Below are 23955 nucleotides of genomic sequence, written 5' to 3'. Positions count from 1 at the left end.
GTGGATCAGGGCTTGTGCAGCGCGCCGTAAAGCTCGGGGCGACGGTCGTGCAAGTAATGATTGGCGGCGCGGGCGTTGAGGATCGATTGCCGGTCCAGCGTGCCGACGATCAACGCTTCATCCAGGCCCGCCTGGGCGATGCGGTGGCCATCGGGCCCGGCAATGCTGCTTTGGCCGCAATAGTGAATATCGCCTTCGTGCCCGCAGTAATTGGCATAGGCCACGAAACATTGGTTCTCGAACGCTCGGGCCCGCACGGTGACGTCGGCGACAAAGTCGAACGGCACCATATTGGCAGTGGGTACCAGAATCAGTTCGGCACCGGCCAGGGCCAGGCGCCGCGTGTTTTCCGGAAACTCCAGGTCGTAGCAAATCAGGAAACCCAGCTTCCAGCCGTTCACTTCCACCAGCGGGAAGTCATCCTCACCAGCACTGAACATCGCGTGGTCGAGGTCGCCAAACAGGTGAGTCTTGCGGTAGTTGCACAGGCGTTTGCCGTGGGCGTCGATCAACTGCACGGCGTTGTAGATCTGGCCGTCTTCGGCCCGCTCCGGGTAACCATACAGAATCGCCAGCCCGGCACTTTGCGCGATTTCAGCAATGGTGTGTGCCGACTCGCCATCCCGGGCCTCGGCCAAGGCGCCTGTGGCTTCGGCGCCAATGTTGTAGCCCGTCAGGAACATTTCCGGCAGCACCAGCACATCGGCACCCGACGCTTCATGCGCCAGTTGCTGCAGGCGCTTGAGATTACCGGCCACGTCCAGCGGCAGTGGCGGGCATTGGTACAGGGCGACACGCATGTCAGGCTCCTTATTCGGGCAGGGCGATTGGCCCTATCTCGTCAAACACATCGCCGGGCCCTGGGTTTTCCGGGTGGGTGCTGCCGCCGAAGTGAGTCATGATGCCCCACACCGCGTTCAGCGAGGTTTGTACCGCGCCCTCCACCCAGGCTGGGGTCCAGGAAACGTCGTCGCCGGCGATAAAAATCCCACGTTGTTCGGCGGGCATGTCTTTCTGCATGAAGTGCGCATACATGCGCTGGTTATACCGATAGTGGCCGGGCAATGCACCTTTGAAAGCCCCAAGGAAATGCGGGTCGGCTTCCCAGGACACGGTGATCGGGTCGCCGATGATGCGCGCCTTGATGTCGACTTTCGGGTAGATCTTCGTCAGCGCGTCGAGTGCCAGTTTGACCCGCTTATCGATGGGCTGGGGCAGCATTTTCAGCGCGTCGCTCATCCACGAGTAGGACAGGCAAATCACCCCAGGCTTGTCGTCGCCGTTGTCGAAAAGATAAGTGCCGCGCGTCAGGCGGTCGGTGAGGGTCATGCTCATCAGGTCGCGGCCGGTTTCCGGGTCTTTGTCTTTCCAGAACGGGCGGTCAACCATGACAAAGGTTTTCGATGACTGCATGTAGCGCGTGCGGTCCAGGGCCATCCACATCTTTTGCGAGAACAGGGTTTCGTCGCATTCGATCTGGGTGGTCAGCAGCCAGCTTTGGCAGGTGGTCAATACGGCGGCGTATTCGCGGGTGTCACCGTAGATGTCGGTAACGGCGAAACGGCCGTCGGCGGCGTGAGCAATGCGCTTCACGCCGGCCCGTGGCGCGCCTCGATGCAATGAGCTGAGGCTGGTGCCGGCAGGCCAGTGGGCGCATTGCTCCGGTACGTGACGCCAAATGCCCATGGGCACTTGTGCCACGCCGCCAACGACCAGGTGCTGATGGTCGTCGCAGTTGGTCATCACCACGCGGAAGATTTCCAGCATCGAGTTGGGGAAATCCGAGTCCCAGCCGCCGGTGCCGAAACCGACCTGGCCAAATACTTCGCGATGATGAAACGATAGCTTGGCAAAGGCTTTTGAGGTGGCGACGAAATCGTAGAAAGTGCGGTCGTCCCACAGCGGCACCAGTTTATTCCACAGCGCTTTGAGGCGCGGCACGTCGCGGTCACGGATCGCCTGTTGAATATCGCCGAACTGCGAACCGGCTTCCAGCGCGTCGGCCCAAGCGTCGGCGACCTCCTGGAACAGCACCGGCAGGTCGGAGAGTTTTTGCGCGTAGTGCGTCTGGCCTTCCAGATCGATAACGGTACTGCCAGACGCTGGCGTCAGCGGGTTGGGAAAGGGTTTGGTTTCCAGGCCCAGCTTGTCCACATAGTGATAGAAGGCCGTGGACGACACCGGAAAGCGCATCCCACCCAGCTCGGCGATAATGCCTTCGGCGCCTTCAAACGCCTGGGAGCGCAGGCGACCGCCCATCTTCGAAGCTTCGTATACCACCGGCTTCAAGCCCAGCTTCATCAGTTCGTAGGCCGCCACCAGGCCCGCGATTCCCGCGCCGACAATCGCCACTTCAGCACCATGGTTGGCGGCGGGAATACTGCCCAGGCCGGCCGGGTGCTCGATCCAGTCATCAAAGGCAAACGGAAAATCCGGGCCGAAGATGGTGATGGGCTTTTTACCATTGGCGGGGTGTCGGTTGGTCTTGCTGATGGTGCTGGACGGAATGCTCATGGCTGACCTTACTGACGACTCGGCGGGACAGGGCCCGTTGAGTATAGGAAAAGATGGCAGCCAGTTTAGGGAGCGTTGCGCTCGTTAATAAGACGCAATGTGTCGTCGGATTGTACTGGTTTTAGTCAATCTGACGAAGTTACTGGTCAGATAGGTTGTCCACGGTCTAATTTGTTACTGAGAATGATTGAAGTAGTGGTTTTTTCCACACCCTCGACACTGCCGATCTGATCCAGCAATTGATCAAGCTGCTCCGGCGACTCGGTCCGCAGCCACGCCACGTAATCAAATTCACCGCTCACAGCGCACAACTGCTGCACCTGAGCCATCGCGCTCAGCCGGCGCAGCACTTCCTTGCCCGAACGCGGTTGCACGGTAATGCCCACATACGCCTGCAGCCCGCCATCCGCCACGCGCTGGCCCAGGCGCACGCCATAACCGGTAATCACCTGAGTCTTCTCAAGGCGCGCCAGGCGCGAAGTCACCGTGGTACGCGCAATCCCCAACTGCCGGGCAAGCATGGCCACGCTTTCGCGGGCGTTGAGCTGCAAGGCGGCGATCAGTTGACGGTCGATTTCGTCTAGGGCGGGCAAGGGTGGAGCTCCAGTGCGGGGGGCAGTGGGTGTGCATGTTACAGGCTTGGTCGGGCTTACAGAACTGCGGCGCCAGACAGGCAAAGCGGTAAGCTCAGCGGCAGCATTCGAACTTAACCATAAGGTATGAGTAGTTAAGTTTAATGCTATCAGTGGACCAGTGAATTGCCAGTAATACTCAAATCAAGTTTGTGTATTGTCAGTGTGCCTGCCAAAGGGGGGTATAGGATGCATCGTTGCGAATGTTCTCTTGCGGGTTGTGATACGGTCAAAATTCTGAAAAGAACAAATTCTGATGGAGATTGTTATGGTTGAATGGCTATTTTCTGGTATCGGGGCGACTCTTGTATCCGATTGGTTGAAAAAGCGTGAAAGTCGAAAGCAAAACCTATTTTGCCCGCAAAGCATCCAGCCGCTTGTATTGACGGACTCATCGTATGCACTGTCGCTTGGAGCAAGAGTAAGGTTCATCCGCACAGAAATTTTAAACCTGAGCTTGAGACAGTTAAGTGAAATATTAGAGATCGAAAAAGTTTCCAGTCTCGAACGCTTTGAGTTAGGTGTTGAAGAATTTCCCCTTCAAGTATTGAAAAAATTCGAAGCGTATTTTTCTATAAGGCCAGAGTATCTGGACGGGATCAGTAAAGGGATTTTTTTGAATTTTCATTTGTGTTCGTCTGAGGTCGAGCGTTACCTTTCGCAGGGTTACACACCGCTTATACTATGCTGTCCTAGCGAGAGGAGTGAGCTGTTTTGTAGAGTTGTTTTTAAGAAGCATGATGGCGCATTTTTAAAGGTTGTAGTGGGTAATTTGTTGTGCTCGTTCGCGTCGAGTGGAGGAGGGCAACTCAATATTCAGATACTGATTCAAGCTTTATTGCAGCGAAACGCTTCTTATACCGATGTAAGAGTTTTAAAGGTTACGAACCGTGCGTGGGAATTAATGAGGCAGGGAAGTTATTACAATCAGGATGAATTCCATCGTTCGGCGGATTGGGATTGCCAGGATGTCTTCGTTAAGTGGTTTAAGGACTGCGAAGAGTCTAATAAGCGTTGGAATAGAGTTTGTTAGGAGCAATGAGGTGCGGTAGGTCTTGCCTACAGATGCCGGGTGAGCTGGACGTGTGCTTACGTGCTCGTGTCAGCTTACCTATGGGCATGCCTTAAGCAGGATGCGCCGATAAAAGCCTATAAGGGCTTACCTGCGCGCTGGCGTTAGGATGAAGTCGAGCTTCGTAATGTATTCGTTTTCAGGTTTGGAGTTGCTTGAGATCGCGGATGAGATCGATCGGGACCGGCTGTAGGTTACCGTCAAAAACGAACCGGGAGTGGCGGCGTGGATATTCCGTAATGCACGTGCCGTTGAACCTATGATGCTTGAATGTGGACATTTTTTGGACACTTTTGCTTTTCATGAGCATTTTTTGCCCAGCATTTCGGAGTGTAGAAACGGCAAAAGCCGCGCAGTGCGCGGCTTTGAATATGGTGGGCCCAGTAGGACTCGAACCTACGACCAAGGGATTATGAGTCCCCTGCTCTAACCAACTGAGCTATAGGCCCTCAGTAGGTCGCGGATTATAACGATGGTTTGTTCACTGTGCCATCCGAAAAATCCTCCTGCCTCGTACGAAGGAAGGTTGCGGCAAATTGCTCCGGTGGCAGGGGCAGGCTGACGATGTAGCCTTGCATCTGTTCACAGCCTTCTGCGGCGAGGAAGGCTTGCTGGGCGGGGTTCTCCACGCCTTCGGCGATGATGGTGAATTGCATGCTGTGGCCGAGGGCGATGATGGCGCGGACGATGGCGGCGTCGTGAGGGTCGTCGGGCAGGCCGCGGACGAAGGATTGGTCAATCTTGAGGAAGTCCAGCGGCAGGCGTTTGAGGTAGCTGAGGGAAGAATAGCCGGTACCGAAATCATCGATTGCCAGTTGCACGCCCAGGCCTTTGAGTTGGTGCAGCACTTCCAGCGCTTCTTCGGCCTGGCTCATGATGAAGTTTTCGGTGATCTCCAGTTGCAGGCAGCCGGGCTCCAGGCGGTAGTCGCGCAGCAGTTGTTCGATGCGTGACAGCAGGTTGGGGTGACGCAGTTGCGCGCCGGCGAGGTTGACGGACAGTGGCCCGAAATCATCGAAAGCGCCTTGCCAGGCGTGCATCTGTCGGCAGGCCTGTTCCAGTACCCAGTCGCCAATTTGCAGAATCGTGCCGTTCTCTTCGGCCAGGGCGATGAAGTGTTCGGGCGGTACGTCGCCGAAGGTCGGGTGGTGCCAGCGTATCAAGGCTTCGGCGCCGATCAGTTGCTGGGTGAGCAGGCTGCGTTTGGGTTGGTAATACAGGCTCATCTCTTCACGCTCGATGGCGCGGCGCAGTTCATGCTCCAGTGCCACGCGTTCATTGGCCTGAGCCGTCAGGTCGCGGGTGTAGCTTTCAACGCGGTTGCGGCCCTTGGCTTTGGAGCGGTACATCGCGGCGTCGGCATTTTTGACCAGGGTGGCGACATCGGTGCCGTCCTGCGGGTACAAACTTGTGCCGATACTCGCGCTGATAAAGAACTCGTGCTCGCCGGCCTGGAAGGGCGGTGTGAAGCAATCGAGCAGTTTGTTCGCCAGGTATTGCGCATCGCTGGCCTGGTGCAGGCCGGGCAGCAGGATGATGAATTCATCGCCGCCCAGGCGGGCGACGGTGTCGATATCGCGCAGCTGGTCCTTGAGGCGTACGGCGATGTCTTTGAGCAGCAGGTCGCCGACCGGGTGGCCCAGGCTGTCGTTGATGTGTTTGAAGCGGTCCAGGTCAAGAAACAACACCGCGCCTTGACTGCCGCTTTCCTGCTGGCCGTTGAGTGCCGCCTGCAGTCGGCTTTCAAACAGCGTGCGGTTGGGCAGGCCGGTCAATGGGTCGTGATGGGCCTGATAGTCGAGGCGCGCCTGGGCGAGCTTGAGACTGGAGATGTCGGCAAATACGGCGACAAAATGCGTGACCACCTGCTCGCGATTGCGCACGGCGCTGATGGTCAGCCAGCTCGGGTACAGCTCACCGTTCTTGCGCCGGTTGGAAATTTCGCCCTGCCAATGACCCTGGGTCGACAGTTGGTACCACATTGCGGCATAGAAAGCGCTGTCGTGCATGCCAGAGGCGAGCAGGCGCGGGGTATGGCCCAGCGCTTCGGCCTCGCTGTAGCCGGTGATTTCGCTGAAGGCGCGGTTTACCGCACTGATGTTCTGCCGCGTGTCGGTGATCAACACGCCTTCGGCGGTGCTTTCGAACACCGTGGCGGCTTGTTGCAGTTTTTCCTGCATCAGCTGGCGTTCGGTGATGTCGCGGGCGATGGTCAGCATGCAGTCTTCGTCACCGATGGGCAGCGGGCGGCTGGACAGTTCGCAGAGGCGAATCTGGCCGTCAACGCGGCGGATATGGCAGATGAAGTCGCGGACAAAGCCGTCGCGCTGCATCAACTCCAGCATGTGCTTGCGCTCATTAAGGTCGACCCATATGCCAAGGTCCAAAGCCGACTGGTCGAGCGACGTGGCGCTGGTGTAGCCGGTCAGGTGGCTGAAGCCTTCGTTCACTTCGATCAGCAGCCCATCGCTTTGCCGGCTCAGCAACAAGCCATCGGGGGAGGCATGAAACGCCTTGGCAAACTTCTCCTCGGAAGTTTGCAGCTGCTGTTGGGTTTCCTTGAGCTGGGTGATATCTCGCACCACGACCACCAGCGCCTCGGTGGTATCGAGTTGGAACGGCTCGGTCGAAATAAGCCCGGTAAACGCCTGACCATTGCTGCGCCAGAAAATCATCTCCAGGTTGCGGATGCTGGTGGTCTGCACGCGTTGCAGCAAATCCGGGCCGACGCCTTCAACACCCCAGATATTCAGCTCGGTGGCGGTTTTGCCCACCACCTCCTGGGCGCTCAGGCCAATCTGGTCTTCAAAGGCCTTGTTGACTTCAAGCAGGCATCCGTCGGACAGGCGGGCGATCACCAGGATGTCCGGGCATTGCTGGAACACTGAGGCAAACTTCTGCTCGGACAGCTGCAGTGCCTCTTCCGTACGCTTGGCTTCGCTGATGTCGATCATCAAGCCGCGCAGCACCGGTTCATGGCCGTATTCGATCAGGCTGACAATGTCGCGTACCCACAGGCAGCGGCCATCGGCGGTGATAACGCGATAGTCGATGCTGTGATCACGGTTGGCGCGGGTTTCACGGTAGCAATACGTTTCGGCGCGGGTCAGGTCGGCGGGGTGAATGATGTTGCGCCAGAAACCGGGGATCAGCCAATGTGCGCGGGGGTAGCCGAGCAATTCTTCAGCATGGGGCGACACGTAGCTGTAGGTGAAATCGCTGATGTTGGCTTCCCAGGCGATAGCGGACAGGCTCTCCACCAGGCCGCGATAGTGGTACTCGCTGCTGCGTAGTTCTTGCTCAAGGGCGACCCGGCGGGAAATTTCCGAGCTGAGCCGACGATTGATTCGAATCACAACGGCCAGCACGGTGCTCAGCAGCAATACCGCAGGCAGACCGTACGTCAGCAAATCCGCCCAGAGCGTGCGGTGATCGCTGAAGCTGCCGACCCAACGCTGCTGGATCGCATCGGTTTCAGCTGGGCTGAGATCGGCGAGGACCTTGTCCAGAATGCCCACCAGTATTTTCTCATCCTGCGGGACGCCCATTGCCAACTGATAGCGGTAGGGTGTTTCGCCGCTCACGTACAAGCCATCGAGTTTCAGTTGGCGCAGGCTCCACACGCTGGAAGCCAGGTCGCTGACGACCGCATCGACTTCATCGGTGGCCAGGGCCTGGAGCATAGAGCTGACGTTCGGCATCGCGACGAGATTGAGGTCCGGGTGGTGGGTGCGCAGTAATTCATGCGGCGCATAGTTTTCCACCACTGCGATTTTCAGTCCGTACAAGTCGTTGAGATTGCGCGGCTTGGCGCCGCCTTCATGGGCCAGTATCACGATGGGAAAGTCGAGATAGGGGCGCGTGAAAGCCAGGAAGCTCTGGCGTTCCGGGGTAGACATGACGCCAGGTAGCAGGTCGAGCTGACTGTTGCGTGCTTGCTCAAGCACAGCGGTCCAGTTTGCCGGCTCGATCAGCTTGACCCGGATGCCCAGGCGATCCTGGATCAGGCGCACATAATCGGCGGACAGGCCCTGGTAGCGGCTCTCTTCATCGCGGTATTCAAAGGGCGGCCAGGACGCATCCACCCCAAGGCGCAGCTCCTGATGGTCCGTCAGCCAGCTACGCTCATCATCCGTGAGAGTCAACGCGCCAGCCGTTGCGGTCCAGGTCAGCAGCGACAGCAGTATCACGGTCGGCAATCTGGGCATAACGGTCTCGTTATGGCACGGGGAATTTCTCGAGTGTAGACGGGCATTGCGGGGGAGGGGGGTTACGGGGCAGTTATCTGTGGAAGTAATTGTTAGAAAGCAAAACCCCCGGCCTGGGCCGGGGGTTCTGGTATCACTCGTCGAGGAAGGAGCGCAGATGCTCGCTTCGCGTCGGGTGGCGCAACTTGCGCAGCGCCTTGGCTTCGATCTGACGGATCCGCTCGCGGGTCACGTCAAACTGCTTACCGACTTCCTCAAGGGTGTGGTCGGTATTCATGTCGATGCCGAAACGCATGCGCAGTACCTTGGCTTCACGGGCAGTGAGGCCGGAGAGTACGTCGCGAGTCGCTTCTTTAAGGCTCTCAACGGTGGCGACATCGATTGGCGACTGCATGGTCGAGTCTTCGATGAAGTCACCCAGATGGGAGTCTTCGTCATCACCGATCGGAGTTTCCATGGAGATCGGCTCTTTAGCGATCTTCAATACCTTACGGATTTTATCCTCAGGCATTTCCATGCGTTCGCCCAGCTCTTCCGGGGTCGGTTCGCGACCCATTTCCTGCAACATCTGCCGGGAAATACGGTTGAGCTTGTTGATGGTCTCGATCATGTGCACCGGGATACGGATGGTGCGGGCCTGGTCGGCGATCGAGCGAGTGATCGCCTGACGGATCCACCAGGTGGCATAAGTCGAGAACTTGTAGCCGCGACGGTATTCGAACTTGTCCACCGCTTTCATCAAGCCGATGTTGCCTTCCTGGATCAGGTCGAGGAATTGCAGGCCACGGTTGGTGTACTTCTTGGCGATGGAGATCACCAGACGCAAGTTGGCTTCAACCATCTCTTTCTTCGCGCGGCGGGCCTTGGCCTCACCGATCGACATGCGACGGTTGATGTCCTTGATCTCGGCAATCGTCAGGCCGGTTTCAGCCTCCAGTGCGCTCAGTTTCTGTTGGCAACGGAGGATGTCCGGCTGCAGGCGACCAATGGCTTCGGCGTATTTCGCCTTGCCTTTGGCCAGGGCGTCGCTCCAGCTTTCGTCAACTTCGTGGCCCGGGAACTGGCGCAGGAAATCGGTACGCGGCATGCGCGCATCACGGACACAGAGCTGCATGATCGCACGCTCTTGTGCACGCAGACGCTCAAGGGCGCTACGAACGCGTTCAACCAGGCCTTCGAATTGCTTCGGTACAAGCTTGATCGGCATGAACAGCTCAGCCAGGGCCAGCAGCTCGGCAATTGCCTGCTTGTTGGCACGACCATGCTTCTTCAGGGCCTTGCGGGTGATTTCCATTTGATCGGAAACCGCACCGAAACGCTGGGCAGCGATGACTGGGTCTGGACCGCTTTCGACTTCTTCTTCGTCGTCGGTGCTGGCTTCAGCCTCGTCTTCGTCGGCGTCGTCGTCCGCTTTCGGCGCCTTCGGATCGACAGGCGGCGGTATTTCGGCGGCAGGCGGCGCAATGCCGTCGTCCGGGTCGATATATCCGCTGAGGACGTCAGACAGGCGGCCGCCTTCGGTGGTGACGCGAGTGTACTCGGAGAGAATGTGGTCAACCGTGCCAGGGAAGTGCGCGATTGCGCCCATCACTTCACGGATGCCCTCTTCGATACGCTTGGCGATTTCGATTTCGCCTTCGCGTGTCAGCAACTCGACGGTACCCATTTCACGCATATACATGCGCACAGGGTCAGTCGTGCGACCGATGTCGGTCTCCACCGCGGCCAACGCGGCAGCGGCTTCTTCAGCGGCTGCCTCGTCGGTATCGGCGTCGGCCAACATAAGGGCGTCCGCATCCGGAGCACTCTCGTGTACGGGGATCCCCATGTCATTAATCATGCGGATGATGTCTTCCACCTGCTCTGGATCTGAAATATCCTCAGGCAGGTGGTCGTTGACCTCTGCGTAAGTCAGATACTTCTGCTCACGACCAAGGGTGATCAACTCTTTGATACGAGACTGCTGTTGCGCTTTTCCGGACATAACACCCTATCCACTGAAGGTCTTGGCGGGCAAAAAACAAGCCGAGGATTATACCCGAGCTATGACCTCACACGCCAGCTGAGGTCGGGTTTGATGTGCAAACGTTCTGTTTTAAGAGGTCGCGCATCTGTTTTGCTATCTGAATCTGCTCTTCAGCCGACAATCCCGGCTGTCTTGCTCTCTTGATGAGCTCATCGAGGGTCTGTGTATGTTGACCCGCGGATAACCTGTTAATGGTGTCTAAAAACTGTTGTTCAAGGTTATCGCCGTCAATTAGCCACTCCTTTTCCGCGAGTGCCTTCAATAGGCGGCCCTGTTCCGTGCCATGCCAGCGAGCCATTAGCTGAATTGAGTTTAGCTTAGGATTTTTCTGCACGGCCTCGATCAGGGCGATAAGCACCTGAGCGTAGGTGTTGCTTTCGTTGGCGAAATGATCGGCGCTTTCAACCTTGCCCGCCAATTGCGGGTGGTGGATAAGCGTGCGCAACGCAATCAGCGTCGGCGCTTCTACGGCAACCGGCGTGCGCGGGGCATAGGCCTCATCGCGATCGCCGCGCTTGCCATTCTTGCTCCAGGGCTTCTTGTCCCACTTCTTGCCGCCGGCCCCGGGCTTCTTCGGCGTCCACTCCTGCTGGGGCGTAAACGCCTCCTGCGGTTGGTGGAAGTCGGCATAGTCCGGCATGGCATCGTAATCCATGCCTGGGTCGTAGGCGGGCGGCGCATGCTGAGGAGCGCTGTGCACCAGTTGGCTCACGGCTTCGCCGCTTAATCCGGTGATTTCCAGCAGGCGCTGGCGCATCAGGGTGCGCAAGTTGGCGCCTGGGACCTTGTCGATCAACGGCGCTGCGAGGGTGGCCATATGGGCCTTGCCTTCAAGCGAGCGCGGGTCGGCCTCTTCGGTCAACTGCTGGAAAAAATAGTCCGCCAGCGGTTGTGCATGTTGATTGATACGCGCCCGGAACGCGTCGGTGCCTTCGGAGCGCACCAGGGTGTCCGGGTCTTCGCCTTCGGGCAGGAACAAAAAGCGTGCACGGCGCCCGTCCTGCAGGCTCGACAGCGTGGCCTCAAGCGCGCGCCAGGCGGCATTGCGGCCGGCCTGGTCGCCGTCGAAACAGAACAGCACGCTGGGCACCACGCGGAACAGGCGCTTCATGTGTTCTTCGCTGGTGGCGGTGCCGAGGGTCGCCACCGCGTTGCGCAGGCCCTGCTGGGCCAGGGCGATGACGTCCATATAGCCTTCAACCACGATGATCTCGTCGAGGTTGCGGTTGTTCTTGCGCGCTTCGAACAGGCCGTAGAGTTCCTGGCCTTTATGGAACACCGGGGTTTCCGGGGAGTTCAGGTACTTGGGCTTGTCGTCCCCAGCACTCGGCCACCGAACGCGATGATGCGGCCGCGGCTGTCGCGGATCGGAAACATCACGCGGTCACGGAAGCGGTCATAGCGTTTGCCGGTCTCGGCGTTTTCAATCAGCAGGCCGGCGTCAATCATGGCTTTTTGCTGGAGCGTATCGCTGCTCAGGTGCTTGTACAGGTTGTCCCAGCCGGGCGGGGCAAAACCGAGGCCGAAGTCCCGGGCGATTTCACCGGTGAGGCCCCGGCCCTTGAGATAGTCGACAGCGGCTTTGCGCTGCGGATGGCTTTTAAGCGCCTGCCGGTAGAAATCGGCAGCGGCGGTCAGCAGCGGATACAGCGGCGAGTCGGTGGGTTGTCGCGGTTTGTGCGTACGGCCACTTTCTTCGCGGGGGATTTCCATGCCGGCGGCTTTCGCCAGGTCCTCGACGGCCTGGGGGAAATCCAGGTTGTCGTGGTCCATCAGGAAGCCGAGGGCGTTGCCGCCGGCGCCGCAACCGAAGCAGTAATAGAACTGCTTGTCCGGGCTGACACTGAACGACGGGGTTTTTTCTTTATGGAACGGGCAGCAGGCGGTGTAGTTCTTGCCGGCTTTTTTCAGTTGCACGCGTGAGCTGACAACATCGACGATGTCGGTGCGGTTCAGAAGGTCGTCAATAAAGCTCTGGGGAATCAGCCCGGCCATGGCGTTCTCGTCATCACTGCGTGTAAATGAGGGCCCGTGAAATGTTCAAGCGCGCGTTGGGCGCTCGAGCATTATCGTCTGCATGGGGTGTCAGAGAGTGTATCTGCCGAACATTCGCTGACGTTAGTCTCTATCAGTGTCCGACGAATAAAAGTTGCCCGTGAGTCCGGTCTTGACCTGTGAGCGGTCTCGGAAGCTCATCGATGGGCACAGTCGACACAGTTGATCGCCTGCTTGAAGAATAGGTGTGCTCGTCAGTAGCCTTGTTAGGCTCGTCAGAAGAGACGTGCACCGCTGGCAAAAGAGCCAGTCCTGACGTGTGAAGCAGTGTCTCGGTCGCGTGTGCGGCGTCGACGATGAAGCATCAAGCGATATCCGCAAATGCCAACAGCCCGGCTGAGGGCCGGGCTTGGCAGAAGCTTGCTACGAACGTCTGTGTATTAGTACAGACGAACGGCGCGGCGCTGTTCGCGCTGAACTTTCTTGGCGTGACGCTTAACAGCGGCTGCTGCTTTACGCTTACGCTCAGAAGTTGGCTTCTCATAAAATTCGCGGCTACGAACTTCAGCCAGAACACCGGCTTTTTCGCAGGAGCGCTTGAAACGACGCAGAGCTACGTCGAAGGGTTCGTTCTCTTTTACTTTGACGGCTGGCATCCAGAGCTACCTTCTTTCATTACCGGGATCAACGTTCTCGTCGCAAACAATTCGCGGCTGAGGTCGTCGGTTTTTAAGGGTTGCGGATGTTAACCCCTCATTGGCAGGAATGCAAAGCCTCTGATCGAAAACCGCTAGTCGGGAGGGGGAGTGGCGACTATTATGCGCGCCTTCGAATTCAGCCTCTACAAGGCGCAAACCCATGCTAGTACTGGGACTTGAAACCTCCTGCGACGAAACCGGTGTCGCACTTTACGACAGTGAACGCGGGCTTTTGGCCGATGCGCTGTTCAGTCAGATCGACCTGCACCGCGCCTATGGCGGCGTGGTGCCGGAGCTTGCCAGCCGTGATCACGTCAAACGCATGCTGCCGTTGATTCGCCAGGTGTTGGATGAGGCCGGCTGCGTGCCGACCGAGATCGACGCGATTGCCTATACCGCAGGCCCGGGATTGGTCGGGGCCCTGCTGGTTGGGGCTTCCTGTGCCCAGGCGCTGGCGTTTGCCTGGGGGATTCCGGCCCTCGGTGTGCACCACATGGAAGGGCATTTGCTGGCACCGATGCTGGAAAAAACACCGCCAGCGTTCCCGTTCGTCGCTTTGTTGGTTTCGGGGGGGCATACGCAGCTGGTTCAGGTCGACGGCATCGGCCAATACACGTTGTTGGGCGAGTCGCTGGACGATGCCGCAGGCGAAGCATTCGACAAGACCGCGAAGATGATGGGGCTCAATTACCCCGGCGGTCCGGAAATTGCCCGTCTTGCCGAAAAAGGCGTGGCCGGTCGTTACACGTTCCCGCGACCGATGTGCGATCGCCCGGGGCTGATGTTCAGCTTCAGCGGCTTGAAAACCTCGGCGTTGAATACCTGGCAGCAGAGCGTCAGCGCCGGAGACGACGGCGAGCAAGCCCGTTGCGACATCGCGCTGGCGTTCCAGCAGGCCGTGGTGGAGACTTTGACCATCAAGTGCAAGCGTGCCCTGAAGCAGGCAGGCATGAAGCGCCTGGTGATTGCTGGCGGCGTCAGTGCCAACAAGGCTTTGCGCAGCGCGTTGGAGAAAATGCTCGGTGAGATGAACGGCGACGTGTTCTATGCGCGCCCTGAGTTCTGCACCGACAATGGCGCGATGATCGCCTACGCCGGCTGTCAACGCCTGCAGGCCGGGCAGCATGAGAGCCTGGCGATCAGCGTGCAGGCACGTTGGCCGATGGAGCAGTTGTCGCCGTTGTAAGGGCTTGCCTGGACGGCCGTTAGAAATGCCGTTCGCGCCCGGCAAACAGGTCGCGTAGATTGCCGCGGTGGCGCCAGACGATCAGCAGTGTCAGCACGCTCATCGGCAGCAGCGCCGCCGGTGCTTGCCAGGCCAGTAACGGCAGGGTGAGCGGTGTGGCGATCAGCGCAGCCAACGAGCTGGTGCGGGTCAGGTAGAACGTCAGCAGCCAGGCGAGCACCGCCAGCAAGGCTGCCGGTGGGTAGATCCCCAGCAGCATGCCGGCCGCCGTGGCGACGCCTTTGCCGCCGCGAAAGCGGAAGTACAGGGGGAACAGATGGCCCAGGACGGCGCATACGCCCACCCAGGCCTGCTGTTGCAGGGTAAGGCCGACGAGGCTGGCGAGCAGTACGGGCAGCAGGCCCTTGCAGATGTCGCCCAGCAGCGTCAGCACGGCGAGTTTCTTGCCGGCCAGGCGCAACATATTGGTGGCGCCGGCATTGCCTGAGCCACTCATTCGCGGATCGGGATTTCCCGTCAGGCGGCTGAGCAAAATGGCAAAGGACAGCGAGCCGAGCAGGTAGGCGAGAATCGCCAGTGACCAAAACATGCTAACTATTCCGGGCGAGGACGCCCTGATTCTAACGGGGCATCGCGCCCTTGTCGTGCTGCGGAGAAGAGTGCTTGGACAGAGTGTTTATCGAAGGCCTGGAAGTCGACACCGTGATCGGAGCCTACGACTGGGAGCGCGGAATCCGTCAATGCCTGCGCCTGGACCTGAGCTTTGCCTGGGATAACCGTCCGGCCGCCGCTGGCGACGACCTGACCCTGGCACTGGACTATGCCAGCGTGTCCGCGCGTATCCAGGCCTTTGCCGAGCAGTCCCAGTACCAGCTGGTGGAAACCTTCGCCGAACGCCTGGCCGAAGTGTTGATGAGTGAATTCCAGATTCCCTGGCTGCACCTCAAATTGACCAAGCCAGGTGCCGTCCCAGCGGCCAAAGGCGTGGGCGTGGAGATCGAGCGCGGATGTCGCTGACTCAGGTTTACCTTGGCCTGGGCAGTAATATCGAGCGCGAGCTCAATTTACGTGCGGGACTCGATGCGCTGGCGAGCTTTTTGACGGACATGCGCTGTTCGGCGGTGTTCGAAAGCCAGCCGGTGGGTATCAAAAGCGGGCCGTTCTTCAATCTGGTGGTGTCGGCCTGGACCGACCTGTCGTTGATGGAGCTGGACCGTCGGTTGAAATCCATCGAGGCCGACAACGGCCGCTATGCGCCAGATCGTAAAGGGTTGCCCCTGGACATCGACGTGCTGCTGTATGGCGATCTGGTGGGTAATTTCGACGGTTTGATCCTGCCACGGGCAGAGATCCTGAAAAACGCTTTTGTGCTCTGGCCGCTGTCGATGATGGCGCCGGATCGTGTGCATCCTGAAGCGGGCAAGACCATGGCGGCGCTGTGGCGTGATGCGCAGATCGATCAGGTGCTCGCGCCTGTGGCGTTTGAGTGGCAGGGCCGGCCACTCACGGCAGATGTGCTTCTGTAGGAGCCGAGCTTGCTCGCGAAAAACCAGAGGGCGCTGCGTTATCGTTGATGTCCTTCGCGAGCAAGCTCGCTCCTACAGAGGCTTGTGTTGTTCTTTGTAGGCTTTTAGGGCGTTAAGCCGTTCACGCTTGAGCGCCTCGCCCAGCTCCGGGCCTTTGAAGCCTTTCTCCAGCAAGGGCGCCACCGCCACCTCGCGCGCAGCCTTTGCCGCACTCCGCAAATAATCCGCCTGTGGATAACTGCGCTGCTCAAGACCCTTGCGGCCCCGCGCATCCATCTCGCAGGCGACCACGAATTCCTCGAAGCGTTGCGGTCGACGGTAGACGTCAAAACTTTGCAGCAACTCCAATAGCGTCGACGCCTTCAGCTCCATGGCGCGATGCCCATGGGTGTGATATTGGCCCACCAGCAGCGCCAGTTCCTGGCAATCCTTTGGCACTTTGAAACGTTCATTAACTACCTTGATCAGCTTCAAGCCCCGGTGTTCGTGGGCAATGTGCTGCGGCAACTTATCCACAGGTGTCAGCCCTTTGCCCAGGTCGTGCAGCAGGCAGGCCCAACGCACGGTCAGCGGTTGTTTGTGCACTGCAGCCTGTTCCAGCACGCTCAGGGTGTGCACGCCGGTGTCGATCTCGGGATGATGAGCTTCGGGCTGCGGTACGCCGAACAGCGCATCCACTTCCGGCATCAGGGTTTTCAGCGCATGGCAGTCGCGCAGCACCTGAATAAACACCTGGGGCTGGTCTTCCATCAATGCCCGGGAAATTTCCTTCCAGCTGCGCTCTGGCGTCAGCGCCTCCAGTTCGCCGGATTCGCTGAGCTGACGCATCAGTGCCAGGGTTTCGGGAGCCACGGTGAATCCGAGGTGCGCATAGCGAGCGGCAAACCGCGCAACCCGCAGCACTCGCAGGGGATCTTCGGCGAACGCGGGCGAAACGTGACGTAAAACACGTGCGTCCAGGTCGCGTTGGCCGTGGTAGGGGTCGGTCAGATTGCCCTCATCATCTTCGGCCATGGCATTGATGGTCAGGTCGCGACGAACCAGGTCTTCTTCCAGCGTGACGTCGGGGCTGGCGTGAAACACGAAGCCGCCGTAGCCCCTGCCATTTTTGCGCTCGGTGCGGGCGAGGGCGTATTCATCGCCGTTTTTCGGGTCCAGGAACACGGGGAAGTCAGCGCCGACCGGCTTGAAGCCTTTGGCCTGCATCTCTTCGATGGTGGCGCCAACGACGACGCGGTCGATATCGGTGACCTCGATGCCCAGCAGGCGATCACGCACGGCACCGCCGACTTTGTAGATTTTCATGAAAAAGCCTCCATTAGCGGCACAGGATACCGTCTGTGCCGGGCCAATGGAGGCTTTGTCGTTTCAGAGATGCACGACGGCCAGGTCCAGACGGCCGTAGTCGGTGTCGTTATGATCGCTGCGCGGGGGAACATGGTGGGTTTTCACCACCTGGTCGCCTTGCAGGGTTTCCAGGTGGATATCGAAGCCCCACAGCCGGTGCAGGTGCTTGAGCACCTCCTCGGTGGATTCGCCCAAGGGTTTGCGGTCGTGCTGCTGGTGACGCAAGGTCAGCGAGCGGTCACCCCGCACGTCGATGCTGTAGATCTGTACGTTGGGCTCGCGGTTGCCCAAGTTGTATTGCGCCGCCAAGGTCTCGCGGATAGTCCGGTAGCCGGGTTCGTCATGAATAGCGGGCACTACCAGGTCGTCCTTGAGGTCGTCATCCATGATGCTGAACAGCTTGAGGTCGCGAATCACCTGGGGAGACAGGTACTGCAGGATGAAGCTCTCGTCCTTGAAACTGCTCATTGCGAACTTGATGGTAGAGAGCCAGTCGCTGCCAGCGATTTCCGGGAACCAGCGACGGTCCTCCTCGGTGGGGTGTTCGCACATGCGCCGGATGTCCCGATACATCGCAAAGCCCAGCGCATAGGGATTGATGCCGTTGTAGTACGGGCTATCGAAACCGGGCTGGAACACCACACTGGTGTGGGAGGTGAGGAATTCCATCATGAACCCGTCGGTGACCAGGCCTTCGTCGTACAGGTCGTTCATCAGCGTGTAGTGCCAGAACGTCGCCCAGCCCTCATTCATCACCTGGGTCTGGCGCTGTGGATAAAAGTACTGGGCGATCTTGCGCACGATGCGCACAATTTCGCGTTGCCATGGCTCCAGCAGTGGCGCATGTTTTTCCAGAAAATACAGGATGTTTTCCTGAGGTTCGGCGGGGAAGCGTGCATTGTCCTTGTCGCTGTTCTTGCCGGCGCGCTTTGGAATGGTGCGCCACAGATCGTTGATCTGTTTCTGCAAGTGCTCCTCACGTTCCTTCTGACGCAGACGTTCTTCTTCGGCCGAAATCGGATAGGGGCGTTTGTAACGGTCAACGCCGTAGTTCATCAACGCGTGGCAGGAGTCGAGCAGGTCTTCCACCGCGTCGATGCCGTGGCGCTCCTCGCATTGCATGATGTACTGCTTGGCGAACACCAGGTAATCGATGATCGAACTGGCATCGGTCCAGGTGCGGAACAGGTAGTTGCCCTTGAAAAAGCTGTTATGCCCGTAGCATGCGTGGGCCACCACCAACGCCTGCATGCAGATGGTGTTTTCTTCCATCAGGTAAGCGATGCACGGGTCGGAGTTGATCACGATCTCGTAGGCCAGGCCCATCTGGCCGCGGGTGTAGGACTTTTCGGTGCTGAGAAAGTGTTTGCCGTAGGACCAATGGTGATAACCCAGCGGCATACCGACGGAGGCGTAGGCGTCCATCATCTGTTCGGCGGTGATCACTTCGATCTGATTGGGGTAAGTGTCCAGGGCATAACCCGCCGCGATGCGGCTGATTTCCCGGTCATAGGCCTGGATCAGTTCAAAGGTCCACTCGGACCCGGTGGAAATAGGTTGGCGCTTATGCTCTTTTTTGGCGGTCATGACACTAACCTGCGCTGGAAGAGTTCACGGAAGACCGGATAGATATCGCCGGCCGAGACCAGTTGCTGTTGGGCGAACGTATCGGCAAAGGCTTCGCCGATGCGCTCGTATTCGAACCATAGCGCCTGGTGCTCACGGGGGGTAATTTCGACGTAGGTGTAGTACTGCACGAAAGGCATGATCTGGTTGATCAGGATGTCGCGGCAGATCGGCGAGTCATCGTTCCAGTTGTCCCCGTCGGATGCCTGGGCCGCGTAGATATTCCACTCATTGACCGGGTAGCGCTCGGCCATGATTTCCTGCATCAGCTTCAGCGCGCTGGAGACGATGGTGCCGCCGGTTTCGCGGGAATAGAAGAATTCTTCTTCGTCCACTTCCCGGGCGCTGGTGTGATGGCGAATGAACACCACCTCGATCTTGTCGTAGTTCCGCTTCAGGAACAGGTACAGCAAGATAAAGAAGCGCTTGGCAATGTCCTTGGTGGCCTGGGTCATGGAGCCGGACACGTCCATCAGGCAGAACATCACGGCCTTGGAACTCGGGTTGGGCTGCTTGACCAGCAGGTTGTATTTCAAGTCAAAGGTATCGAGGAACGGCACACGATGAATGCGCGCGCTGAGCTTCTCGATTTCTGCCTCTATTTCCTGGATATCGCCGAAGTTGTCCGGTTCTTCGCGCCTCAGGCGCTCCAACTCTTCCTTGGCCTGCTTCAGTTTTGCACGGCTGCTCCCCGACAGGGCGATACGCCGGGCGTGGGCTGAGCGCAGGGTGCGGATGATGTTGATACGGGACGGGTTGCCCTCGTTGCTGATACCCGCACGCACGGTTTTGTACGTGTCGGTGCCGGTCAGGTTTCGTTTGACCAGGTTGGGCAGTTCCAAGTCCTCGAACATGAATTCGAGAAATTCTTCCTGGGTGATCTGGAACACGAACTCGTCCATGCCCTCGCCGGAGTTACCGGCCTTGCCCGCGCCCTTGCCCCCACCGCCACCCTGCGGGCGCTGGATGTGGTCACCCGTGGTGAACTCCTTGTTGCCCGGATGCACCACGGTTTGCTTACCGCCCCGGCCGTGGTGCAGCACGGGTTCGTCGATGTCCCGTCCGGGAATGCTGATTTGTTCGCCATGTTCCATGTCGGTGATGGAGCGGCGGCTGACGGCCTCTTCAACGGCCTTTTTGATATGGTCACGGTAACGCCGCAGGAAACGCTGGCGGTTTACCGTGCTCTTGTTCTTGCCATTGAGGCGTCGGTCGATCACATAGCTCATGGGGAGCCCTCCGGGCAGCTTCACGTTACAAGCTTCAAGCCGCGAGCTGGAAGCTTAGGGACAAGCGGTCGACTGCCAGGCCGGATGCCTGGCAGTGGCCGCCTGTCGCTGCCTTACTGCGATTTGCGCACCCGCAGGTACCACTCGGAGAGCAGTCGTACCTGTTTGTCGGTGTAGCCGCGCTCGACCATTCGTGTGACGAAGTCGTTGTGTTTCTGCTGGTCCTCCTTGCTCGCCTTGGCGTTGAAGCTGATAACCGGCAGCAGATCCTCGGTGTTGGAGAACATTTTCTTCTCGATCACCACCCGCAGCTTCTCGTAGCTGAGCCAGGTTGGGTTCTTGCCGTTGTTGTTGGCGCGGGCGCGCAGCACGAAGTTGACGATTTCGTTGCGGAAATCCTTCGGATTGCTGATGCCGGCAGGTTTCTCGATTTTCTCCAGTTCCTCGTTGAGGGCCACGCGGTTGAGGATTTCGCCGGTTTCCGGGTCGCGGTATTCCTGGTCCTGAATCCAGAAGTCGGCGTACAGCACGTAGCGGTCGAAGATGTTCTGGCCGTACTCGCTGTAGGACTCCAGGTAGGCGGTCTGGATTTCCTTGCCGATGAATTCGATGTAGCGCGGCGCCAGGTATTCCTTGAGGAAGCGCAGATAGCGCTCGCGGGTTTCCGCCTGGAATTGTTCCTGTTCGATCTGCTGCTCCAGCACGTACAGCAAATGCACCGGGTTGGCGGCGATCTCGTGAGGGTCGAAGTTGAAGACCTTGGAGAGGATCTTGAACGCGAAGCGCGTCGACAGGCCGTTCATGCCTTCATCGACGCCCGCCGTGTCGCGGTATTCCTGGATCGATTTGGCCTTGGGATCGGTGTCCTTGAGGTTTTCCCCATCGTACACGCGCATTTTCGAGTAGATATTCGAGTTCTCCGGCTCCTTGAGGCGCGACAGCACGGTGAACTGGGCGAGCATCTTCAGGGTGTCGGGTGCGCAATGCGCCTTGGCCAGGGAGCTGTTGAACAGCAGTTTGTCGTAGATCTTGATTTCATCGCTGACCCGCAGGCAGTAAGGCACCTTGACGATGTAGATACGGTCGATGAAGGCTTCGTTGTTCTTGTTGTTGCGGAAGGTGTGCCACTCCGATTCGTTAGAGTGAGCCAGCAGGATCCCGGTGAACGGAATCGCGCCCAGGCCTTCGGTACTGTTGTAGTTACCTTCCTGGGTGGCCGTGAGCAGTGGGTGCAGCACCTTGATCGGCGCCTTGAACATCTCCACGAATTCCATCAGGCCCTGGTTGGCCCGGCACAGCGCGCCCGAGTAGCTGTAGGCGTCGGCGTCGTTCTGTGGGAATTCTTCCAGTTTGCGGATATCGACCTTACCCACCAGTGCGGAGATGTCCTGGTTGTTCTCGTCGCCCGGTTCAGTCTTGGCGACGCCGATCTGGTTGAGGATCGACGGGTAGAGCTTGACCACGCGGAACTGGCTGATATCACCGCCGAACTCGGACAGGCGCTTGGTGGCCCAGGGCGACATGATGGTATTGAGGTAGCGCCGAGGGATGCCGAAGTCTTCTTCGAGGATCGCGCCATCTTCGGTGGCGTTGAACAGGCCCAGGGGCGACTCGAACACCGGCGAGCCCTTGATCGCGTAGAAGGGCACCTTTTCGATCAGTTGCTTGAGTTTTTCGGCCAGGGACGACTTGCCGCCGCCGACGGGGCCGAGCAGATAGAGGATCTGTTTCTTCTCCTCCAGGCCTTGGGCAGCATGGCGGAAGTAGGAGACGATCTGGTCGATGCATTCTTCCATGCCGTGGAAGTCTTCAAAGGCCGGATAGCGGCGGATCACCTTGTTGGAGAATATTCGCGACAGCCGCGAGTTGTTGGCGGTTTCCACCAGCTGCGGCTCGCCGATTGCCAGCAGCAGGCGTTCGGCGGCAGACGCATAGGTACTGCGATCCTGTTTGCACAGTTCGAGGTACTCTTGAAGCGTGAGTTCCTCCTCCTGTGTGGACGCGAAACGTTGTTGGAAGTGGCTAAAGATACTCATGACGTCGTCACCTCGCTCGATACGTGGAGCCGACGCCGGATCAATCAGTCGATGCTGGCAGTCATTGACGTTCGCCAATAGCTGTTTTCCCCCCAGAACACCCTGAAACGCTACCGATGACCCGCACGCCGGTGTACCGGCTCTCCCCTGATTCGGATGGCCTGCGCTTAAGGATAGTTCGGAATCGGGGAGGTCAAGGCGCGATGCGTAATTAGTTTGGCCGCGCCGTTCGTCAGAAACGGCGCAAGCCCAAGCGTCACGCGGGGTAGCGGGGTGTGAAAAAAATTATTGCGAATCGCCTGAAGATATTTCCGCAGGATAGGTCGCACGCCACAGCTCAAAGCCGCCGTCCAGGCTGTAGACGTCGGAGAAACCCTGGCTGACAAGATAAGCCGCTGCGCTCTGGCTGGAGTTGCCGTGGTAGCACGCAACGATCAGCGGCGCGTCGAGGTCGGCGGCGCGGATGAAGTCGGCGATGTTGACGTTGTCCAGATGCCGGGCGCCGGCAATGTGCGCAGCGGCATACGTAGGCTGGTCACGGATATCGACGACCACAGCGCCTTGTTCGCGCAGGGCTTGGGCTTGTTCGGGGGGAATACGTTTGAATTCTGTCATGGCGGGCTCCTAGGGCTTGGCGGCGGCCGTCTGTGTGTTGGATACGGGAGATTCACACTGGCAACTGATGCGCTCGCCGGTGTCGATGTTCATCAGGGTCATGGCACCACCCCACACGCAGCCGGTGTCGAGGGCGAACACGCCGGGTTCTTCGCATTTGCCTTCTAGGGCGGCCCAGTGACCGAAGATGATTTTCGTGTCGCGGGTCTTGCGTTCCTTGTGCGCAAACCAGGGTTTATAGCCAGGCAGCGCGGTATCGGCGCCTTCCTTGCTCTTGAGGTCCAGTCGGCCCTCGGCCGTGCAGAAGCGCATGCGCGTGAAGTAGTTGGTGATCACCCTCAGGCGGGCAACGCCGCTGAGGTCGCTGTCCCACTTCATCGGCTCGTTGCCATACATGCCGTCGAGGTAGGCGGTGTAGAGGTTGTCATCGCCCAGGGCGCTTTCGACTTCGGCTGCGCACTTGAGGGCTTTTTTCAACGTCCATTGCGGTGGGATGCCAGCATGGACCATGGCGATGTTGCGGGCCTCGTCGTAATGCATGAGCTTTTGTCGGCGCACCCACTCCAGCAACTCGGCCCGGTCCGGCGCTTCGAGGATTTCCCGCAGGGTGTCGCCTTTTTTGAGGCGCTCGATGTTGTGGCCAGCCGCGAGCAGGTGCAGGTCATGGTTGCCCAGCACGCAGACCAGCGAATCACGCAGGTTATAGAGGTAGCGCAAGGTTTCGAGGGACTGCGGGCCACGGTTGACCAGATCGCCAACCAGCCACAGGCGATCGGTTGCCGGGTCGAACGTGACGCGTTCGAGCAGGCACTTGAGGGGCTCCAGGCAGCCTTGCAGGTCGCCGACTGCATAGGTTGCCATCAGTGCAGGGCTCCGGGTACGGCGAGGCGGAACGGCTTGATGATCGCGTCGAACAGTGTGCCGTCGGTCGCTTTCATTTGATAGGTGCCTTGCATGGTGCCGACTTTGGAGGTCATCACCGTGCCGCTGCTGTAGGTATGGCTGGCGCCGATGTCGATCAACGGTTGCTGGCCGACAACACCCGCGCCGCGTACTTCTTCGACCTGACCATCACCGTCGGTGATCACCCAGTGGCGTGACAGCAGCTTGGCCGGCACCAGCCCGTTGTTTTTCACCGTGATGGTGTAGGCAAAGGCGAAGCGGTTGTGTTCGGGTTGGGATTGGTCCGCCAGGAAGCGGGTGACGACGCTGACGTCGATCTGGTAGCGAGGATCGGACATGCAA

At 58.9% G+C, this 23955-nt stretch carries 18 protein-coding genes, 1 tRNA gene and 1 pseudogene; 4 read left to right on the top strand and 16 right to left on the bottom strand.

Annotated features, from left to right (window positions below; all coding sequences use genetic code 11):
* Window positions 1-5: 5 nt before the first annotated feature.
* The 3 genes from C4J93_RS24445 to C4J93_RS24435 form a co-directional block, all read right to left on the bottom strand.
* On the bottom strand, window positions 6-800 hold the full coding sequence (locus C4J93_RS24445; protein ID WP_124372055.1) for a carbon-nitrogen hydrolase family protein: 795 nt from the start codon (window positions 798-800) through the stop codon (window positions 6-8).
* 10 nt (window positions 801-810) lie between these two features.
* Window positions 811-2493: an NAD(P)/FAD-dependent oxidoreductase gene (locus tag C4J93_RS24440; protein ID WP_124372479.1), complete on the bottom strand. Its 1683-nt coding sequence runs from the start codon at window positions 2491-2493 to the stop codon at window positions 811-813.
* Window positions 2494-2660: 167 nt separating this feature from the next.
* Window positions 2661-3107 carry an Lrp/AsnC family transcriptional regulator gene (locus C4J93_RS24435; protein ID WP_124364663.1) on the bottom strand — a complete coding sequence of 149 codons (447 nt, stop codon included), beginning with the start codon at window positions 3105-3107 and terminating at the stop codon, window positions 2661-2663.
* Window positions 3108-3414: 307 nt separating this feature from the next.
* Between C4J93_RS24435 and C4J93_RS24430 the strand changes: the two genes are divergently transcribed.
* Window positions 3415-4179: a helix-turn-helix domain-containing protein gene (locus C4J93_RS24430; RefSeq protein ID WP_124430632.1), complete on the top strand. Its 765-nt coding sequence runs from the start codon at window positions 3415-3417 to the stop codon at window positions 4177-4179.
* 411 nt (window positions 4180-4590) lie between these two features.
* On the opposite strand, the gene C4J93_RS24425 is transcribed toward C4J93_RS24430, so the two are convergent.
* The 5 genes and pseudogenes from C4J93_RS24425 to rpsU form a co-directional block, all read right to left on the bottom strand.
* Window positions 4591-4667: transfer RNA gene (locus C4J93_RS24425), tRNA-Ile, on the bottom strand.
* 15 nt (window positions 4668-4682) lie between these two features.
* Window positions 4683-8426 carry a bifunctional diguanylate cyclase/phosphodiesterase gene (locus C4J93_RS24420; RefSeq protein ID WP_124430631.1) on the bottom strand — a complete coding sequence of 1248 codons (3744 nt, stop codon included), beginning with the start codon at window positions 8424-8426 and terminating at the stop codon, window positions 4683-4685.
* Window positions 8427-8559: 133 nt separating this feature from the next.
* A complete protein-coding gene (gene rpoD / locus C4J93_RS24415; protein ID WP_124364661.1) occupies window positions 8560-10410 on the bottom strand; it encodes an RNA polymerase sigma factor RpoD in 1851 nt (616 codons plus the stop codon).
* Between the two features lie 67 nt (window positions 10411-10477).
* Window positions 10478-12447 (bottom strand): annotated as a pseudogene (dnaG, locus tag C4J93_RS24410) (DNA primase).
* 440 nt (window positions 12448-12887) lie between these two features.
* On the bottom strand, window positions 12888-13103 hold the full coding sequence (gene rpsU / locus C4J93_RS24405) for a 30S ribosomal protein S21 (RefSeq protein WP_002551877.1): 216 nt from the start codon (window positions 13101-13103) through the stop codon (window positions 12888-12890).
* A gap of 202 nt (window positions 13104-13305) precedes the next feature.
* On the opposite strand from rpsU, the gene tsaD reads away from it, so the two are divergent.
* Entirely contained in the window at window positions 13306-14331 is a 1026-nt protein-coding gene (tsaD, locus tag C4J93_RS24400) for a tRNA (adenosine(37)-N6)-threonylcarbamoyltransferase complex transferase subunit TsaD (RefSeq protein ID WP_124364659.1), read from the top strand.
* Window positions 14332-14350: 19 nt separating this feature from the next.
* Here tsaD and plsY read toward each other — a convergent pair whose 3' ends face one another.
* Window positions 14351-14920 (bottom strand): glycerol-3-phosphate 1-O-acyltransferase PlsY, encoded by a 570-nt coding sequence (gene plsY / locus C4J93_RS24395; RefSeq protein ID WP_124372051.1) that lies wholly within the window; start codon window positions 14918-14920, stop codon window positions 14351-14353.
* Between the two features lie 74 nt (window positions 14921-14994).
* Between plsY and folB the strand changes: the two genes are divergently transcribed.
* Together folB and folK are read left to right on the top strand one after the other, a co-directional pair.
* A complete protein-coding gene (gene folB, locus C4J93_RS24390) occupies window positions 14995-15348 on the top strand; it encodes a dihydroneopterin aldolase (protein WP_015886183.1) in 354 nt (117 codons plus the stop codon).
* A complete protein-coding gene (gene folK, locus C4J93_RS24385; protein ID WP_124364657.1) occupies window positions 15339-15857 on the top strand; it encodes a 2-amino-4-hydroxy-6-hydroxymethyldihydropteridine diphosphokinase in 519 nt (172 codons plus the stop codon). Before folB ends, folK begins: the two co-directional genes overlap by 10 nt.
* A 72-nt stretch (window positions 15858-15929) precedes the next feature.
* Here folK and C4J93_RS24380 read toward each other — a convergent pair whose 3' ends face one another.
* From C4J93_RS24380 to apaG, 7 genes are all read right to left on the bottom strand, one after another.
* Entirely contained in the window at window positions 15930-17162 is a 1233-nt protein-coding gene (locus C4J93_RS24380; RefSeq protein ID WP_124430630.1) for a multifunctional CCA addition/repair protein, read from the bottom strand.
* A 63-nt stretch (window positions 17163-17225) separates the two neighbouring features.
* Entirely contained in the window at window positions 17226-18791 is a 1566-nt protein-coding gene (locus tag C4J93_RS24375) for a SpoVR family protein (RefSeq protein ID WP_124364655.1), read from the bottom strand.
* Entirely contained in the window at window positions 18788-20059 is a 1272-nt protein-coding gene (locus C4J93_RS24370; protein WP_124405442.1) for a YeaH/YhbH family protein, read from the bottom strand. Before C4J93_RS24370 ends, C4J93_RS24375 begins: the two co-directional genes overlap by 4 nt.
* 113 nt (window positions 20060-20172) lie before the next feature.
* A complete protein-coding gene (locus C4J93_RS24365) occupies window positions 20173-22095 on the bottom strand; it encodes a PrkA family serine protein kinase (protein ID WP_124368560.1) in 1923 nt (640 codons plus the stop codon).
* 285 nt (window positions 22096-22380) lie between these two features.
* The gene (gene glpE, locus C4J93_RS24360) at window positions 22381-22710 is read right to left on the bottom strand and encodes a thiosulfate sulfurtransferase GlpE (protein ID WP_124372048.1); all 330 of its coding nucleotides are present in this window, start codon (window positions 22708-22710) and stop codon (window positions 22381-22383) included.
* Between the two features lie 9 nt (window positions 22711-22719).
* Window positions 22720-23571 carry a symmetrical bis(5'-nucleosyl)-tetraphosphatase gene (locus tag C4J93_RS24355; RefSeq protein WP_124405441.1) on the bottom strand — a complete coding sequence of 284 codons (852 nt, stop codon included), beginning with the start codon at window positions 23569-23571 and terminating at the stop codon, window positions 22720-22722.
* Window positions 23571-23951 carry a Co2+/Mg2+ efflux protein ApaG gene (gene apaG, locus C4J93_RS24350; protein ID WP_124430629.1) on the bottom strand — a complete coding sequence of 127 codons (381 nt, stop codon included), beginning with the start codon at window positions 23949-23951 and terminating at the stop codon, window positions 23571-23573. The genes C4J93_RS24355 and apaG overlap by 1 nt, the downstream gene beginning before the upstream one ends.
* Window positions 23952-23955 lie beyond the last annotated feature (4 nt).

Source organism: Pseudomonas sp. R2-37-08W (assembly GCF_003851705.1).
Classification (GTDB): Bacteria; Pseudomonadota; Gammaproteobacteria; order Pseudomonadales; family Pseudomonadaceae; genus Aquipseudomonas.
This window is presented reverse-complemented; position numbering and strand designations above follow the sequence as displayed.

What these genes read in the sequence shown, in the direction of transcription:
- C4J93_RS24380 (WP_124430630.1), bottom strand. Translation starts at nt 17,162, where the DNA reads ATGAAAATCTACAAAGTCGGCGGTGCCGTGCGTGATCGCCTGCTGGGC.
- folK (WP_124364657.1), top strand. Translation starts at nt 15,339, where the DNA reads ATGTCGCTGACTCAGGTTTACCTTGGCCTGGGCAGTAATATCGAGCGC.
- C4J93_RS24370 (WP_124405442.1), bottom strand. Translation starts at nt 20,059, where the DNA reads ATGAGCTATGTGATCGACCGACGCCTCAATGGCAAGAACAAGAGCACG.
- C4J93_RS24445 (WP_124372055.1), bottom strand. Translation starts at nt 800, where the DNA reads ATGCGTGTCGCCCTGTACCAATGCCCGCCACTGCCGCTGGACGTGGCC.
- C4J93_RS24355 (WP_124405441.1), bottom strand. Translation starts at nt 23,571, where the DNA reads ATGGCAACCTATGCAGTCGGCGACCTGCAAGGCTGCCTGGAGCCCCTC.
- C4J93_RS24420 (WP_124430631.1), bottom strand. Translation starts at nt 8,426, where the DNA reads ATGCCCAGATTGCCGACCGTGATACTGCTGTCGCTGCTGACCTGGACC.
- rpoD (WP_124364661.1), bottom strand. Translation starts at nt 10,410, where the DNA reads ATGTCCGGAAAAGCGCAACAGCAGTCTCGTATCAAAGAGTTGATCACC.
- tsaD (WP_124364659.1), top strand. Translation starts at nt 13,306, where the DNA reads ATGCTAGTACTGGGACTTGAAACCTCCTGCGACGAAACCGGTGTCGCA.
- C4J93_RS24430 (WP_124430632.1), top strand. Translation starts at nt 3,415, where the DNA reads ATGGTTGAATGGCTATTTTCTGGTATCGGGGCGACTCTTGTATCCGAT.
- plsY (WP_124372051.1), bottom strand. Translation starts at nt 14,920, where the DNA reads ATGTTTTGGTCACTGGCGATTCTCGCCTACCTGCTCGGCTCGCTGTCC.
- apaG (WP_124430629.1), bottom strand. Translation starts at nt 23,951, where the DNA reads ATGTCCGATCCTCGCTACCAGATCGACGTCAGCGTCGTCACCCGCTTC.
- C4J93_RS24375 (WP_124364655.1), bottom strand. Translation starts at nt 18,791, where the DNA reads ATGACCGCCAAAAAAGAGCATAAGCGCCAACCTATTTCCACCGGGTCC.
- glpE (WP_124372048.1), bottom strand. Translation starts at nt 22,710, where the DNA reads ATGACAGAATTCAAACGTATTCCCCCCGAACAAGCCCAAGCCCTGCGC.
- C4J93_RS24365 (WP_124368560.1), bottom strand. Translation starts at nt 22,095, where the DNA reads ATGAGTATCTTTAGCCACTTCCAACAACGTTTCGCGTCCACACAGGAG.
- rpsU (WP_002551877.1), bottom strand. Translation starts at nt 13,103, where the DNA reads ATGCCAGCCGTCAAAGTAAAAGAGAACGAACCCTTCGACGTAGCTCTG.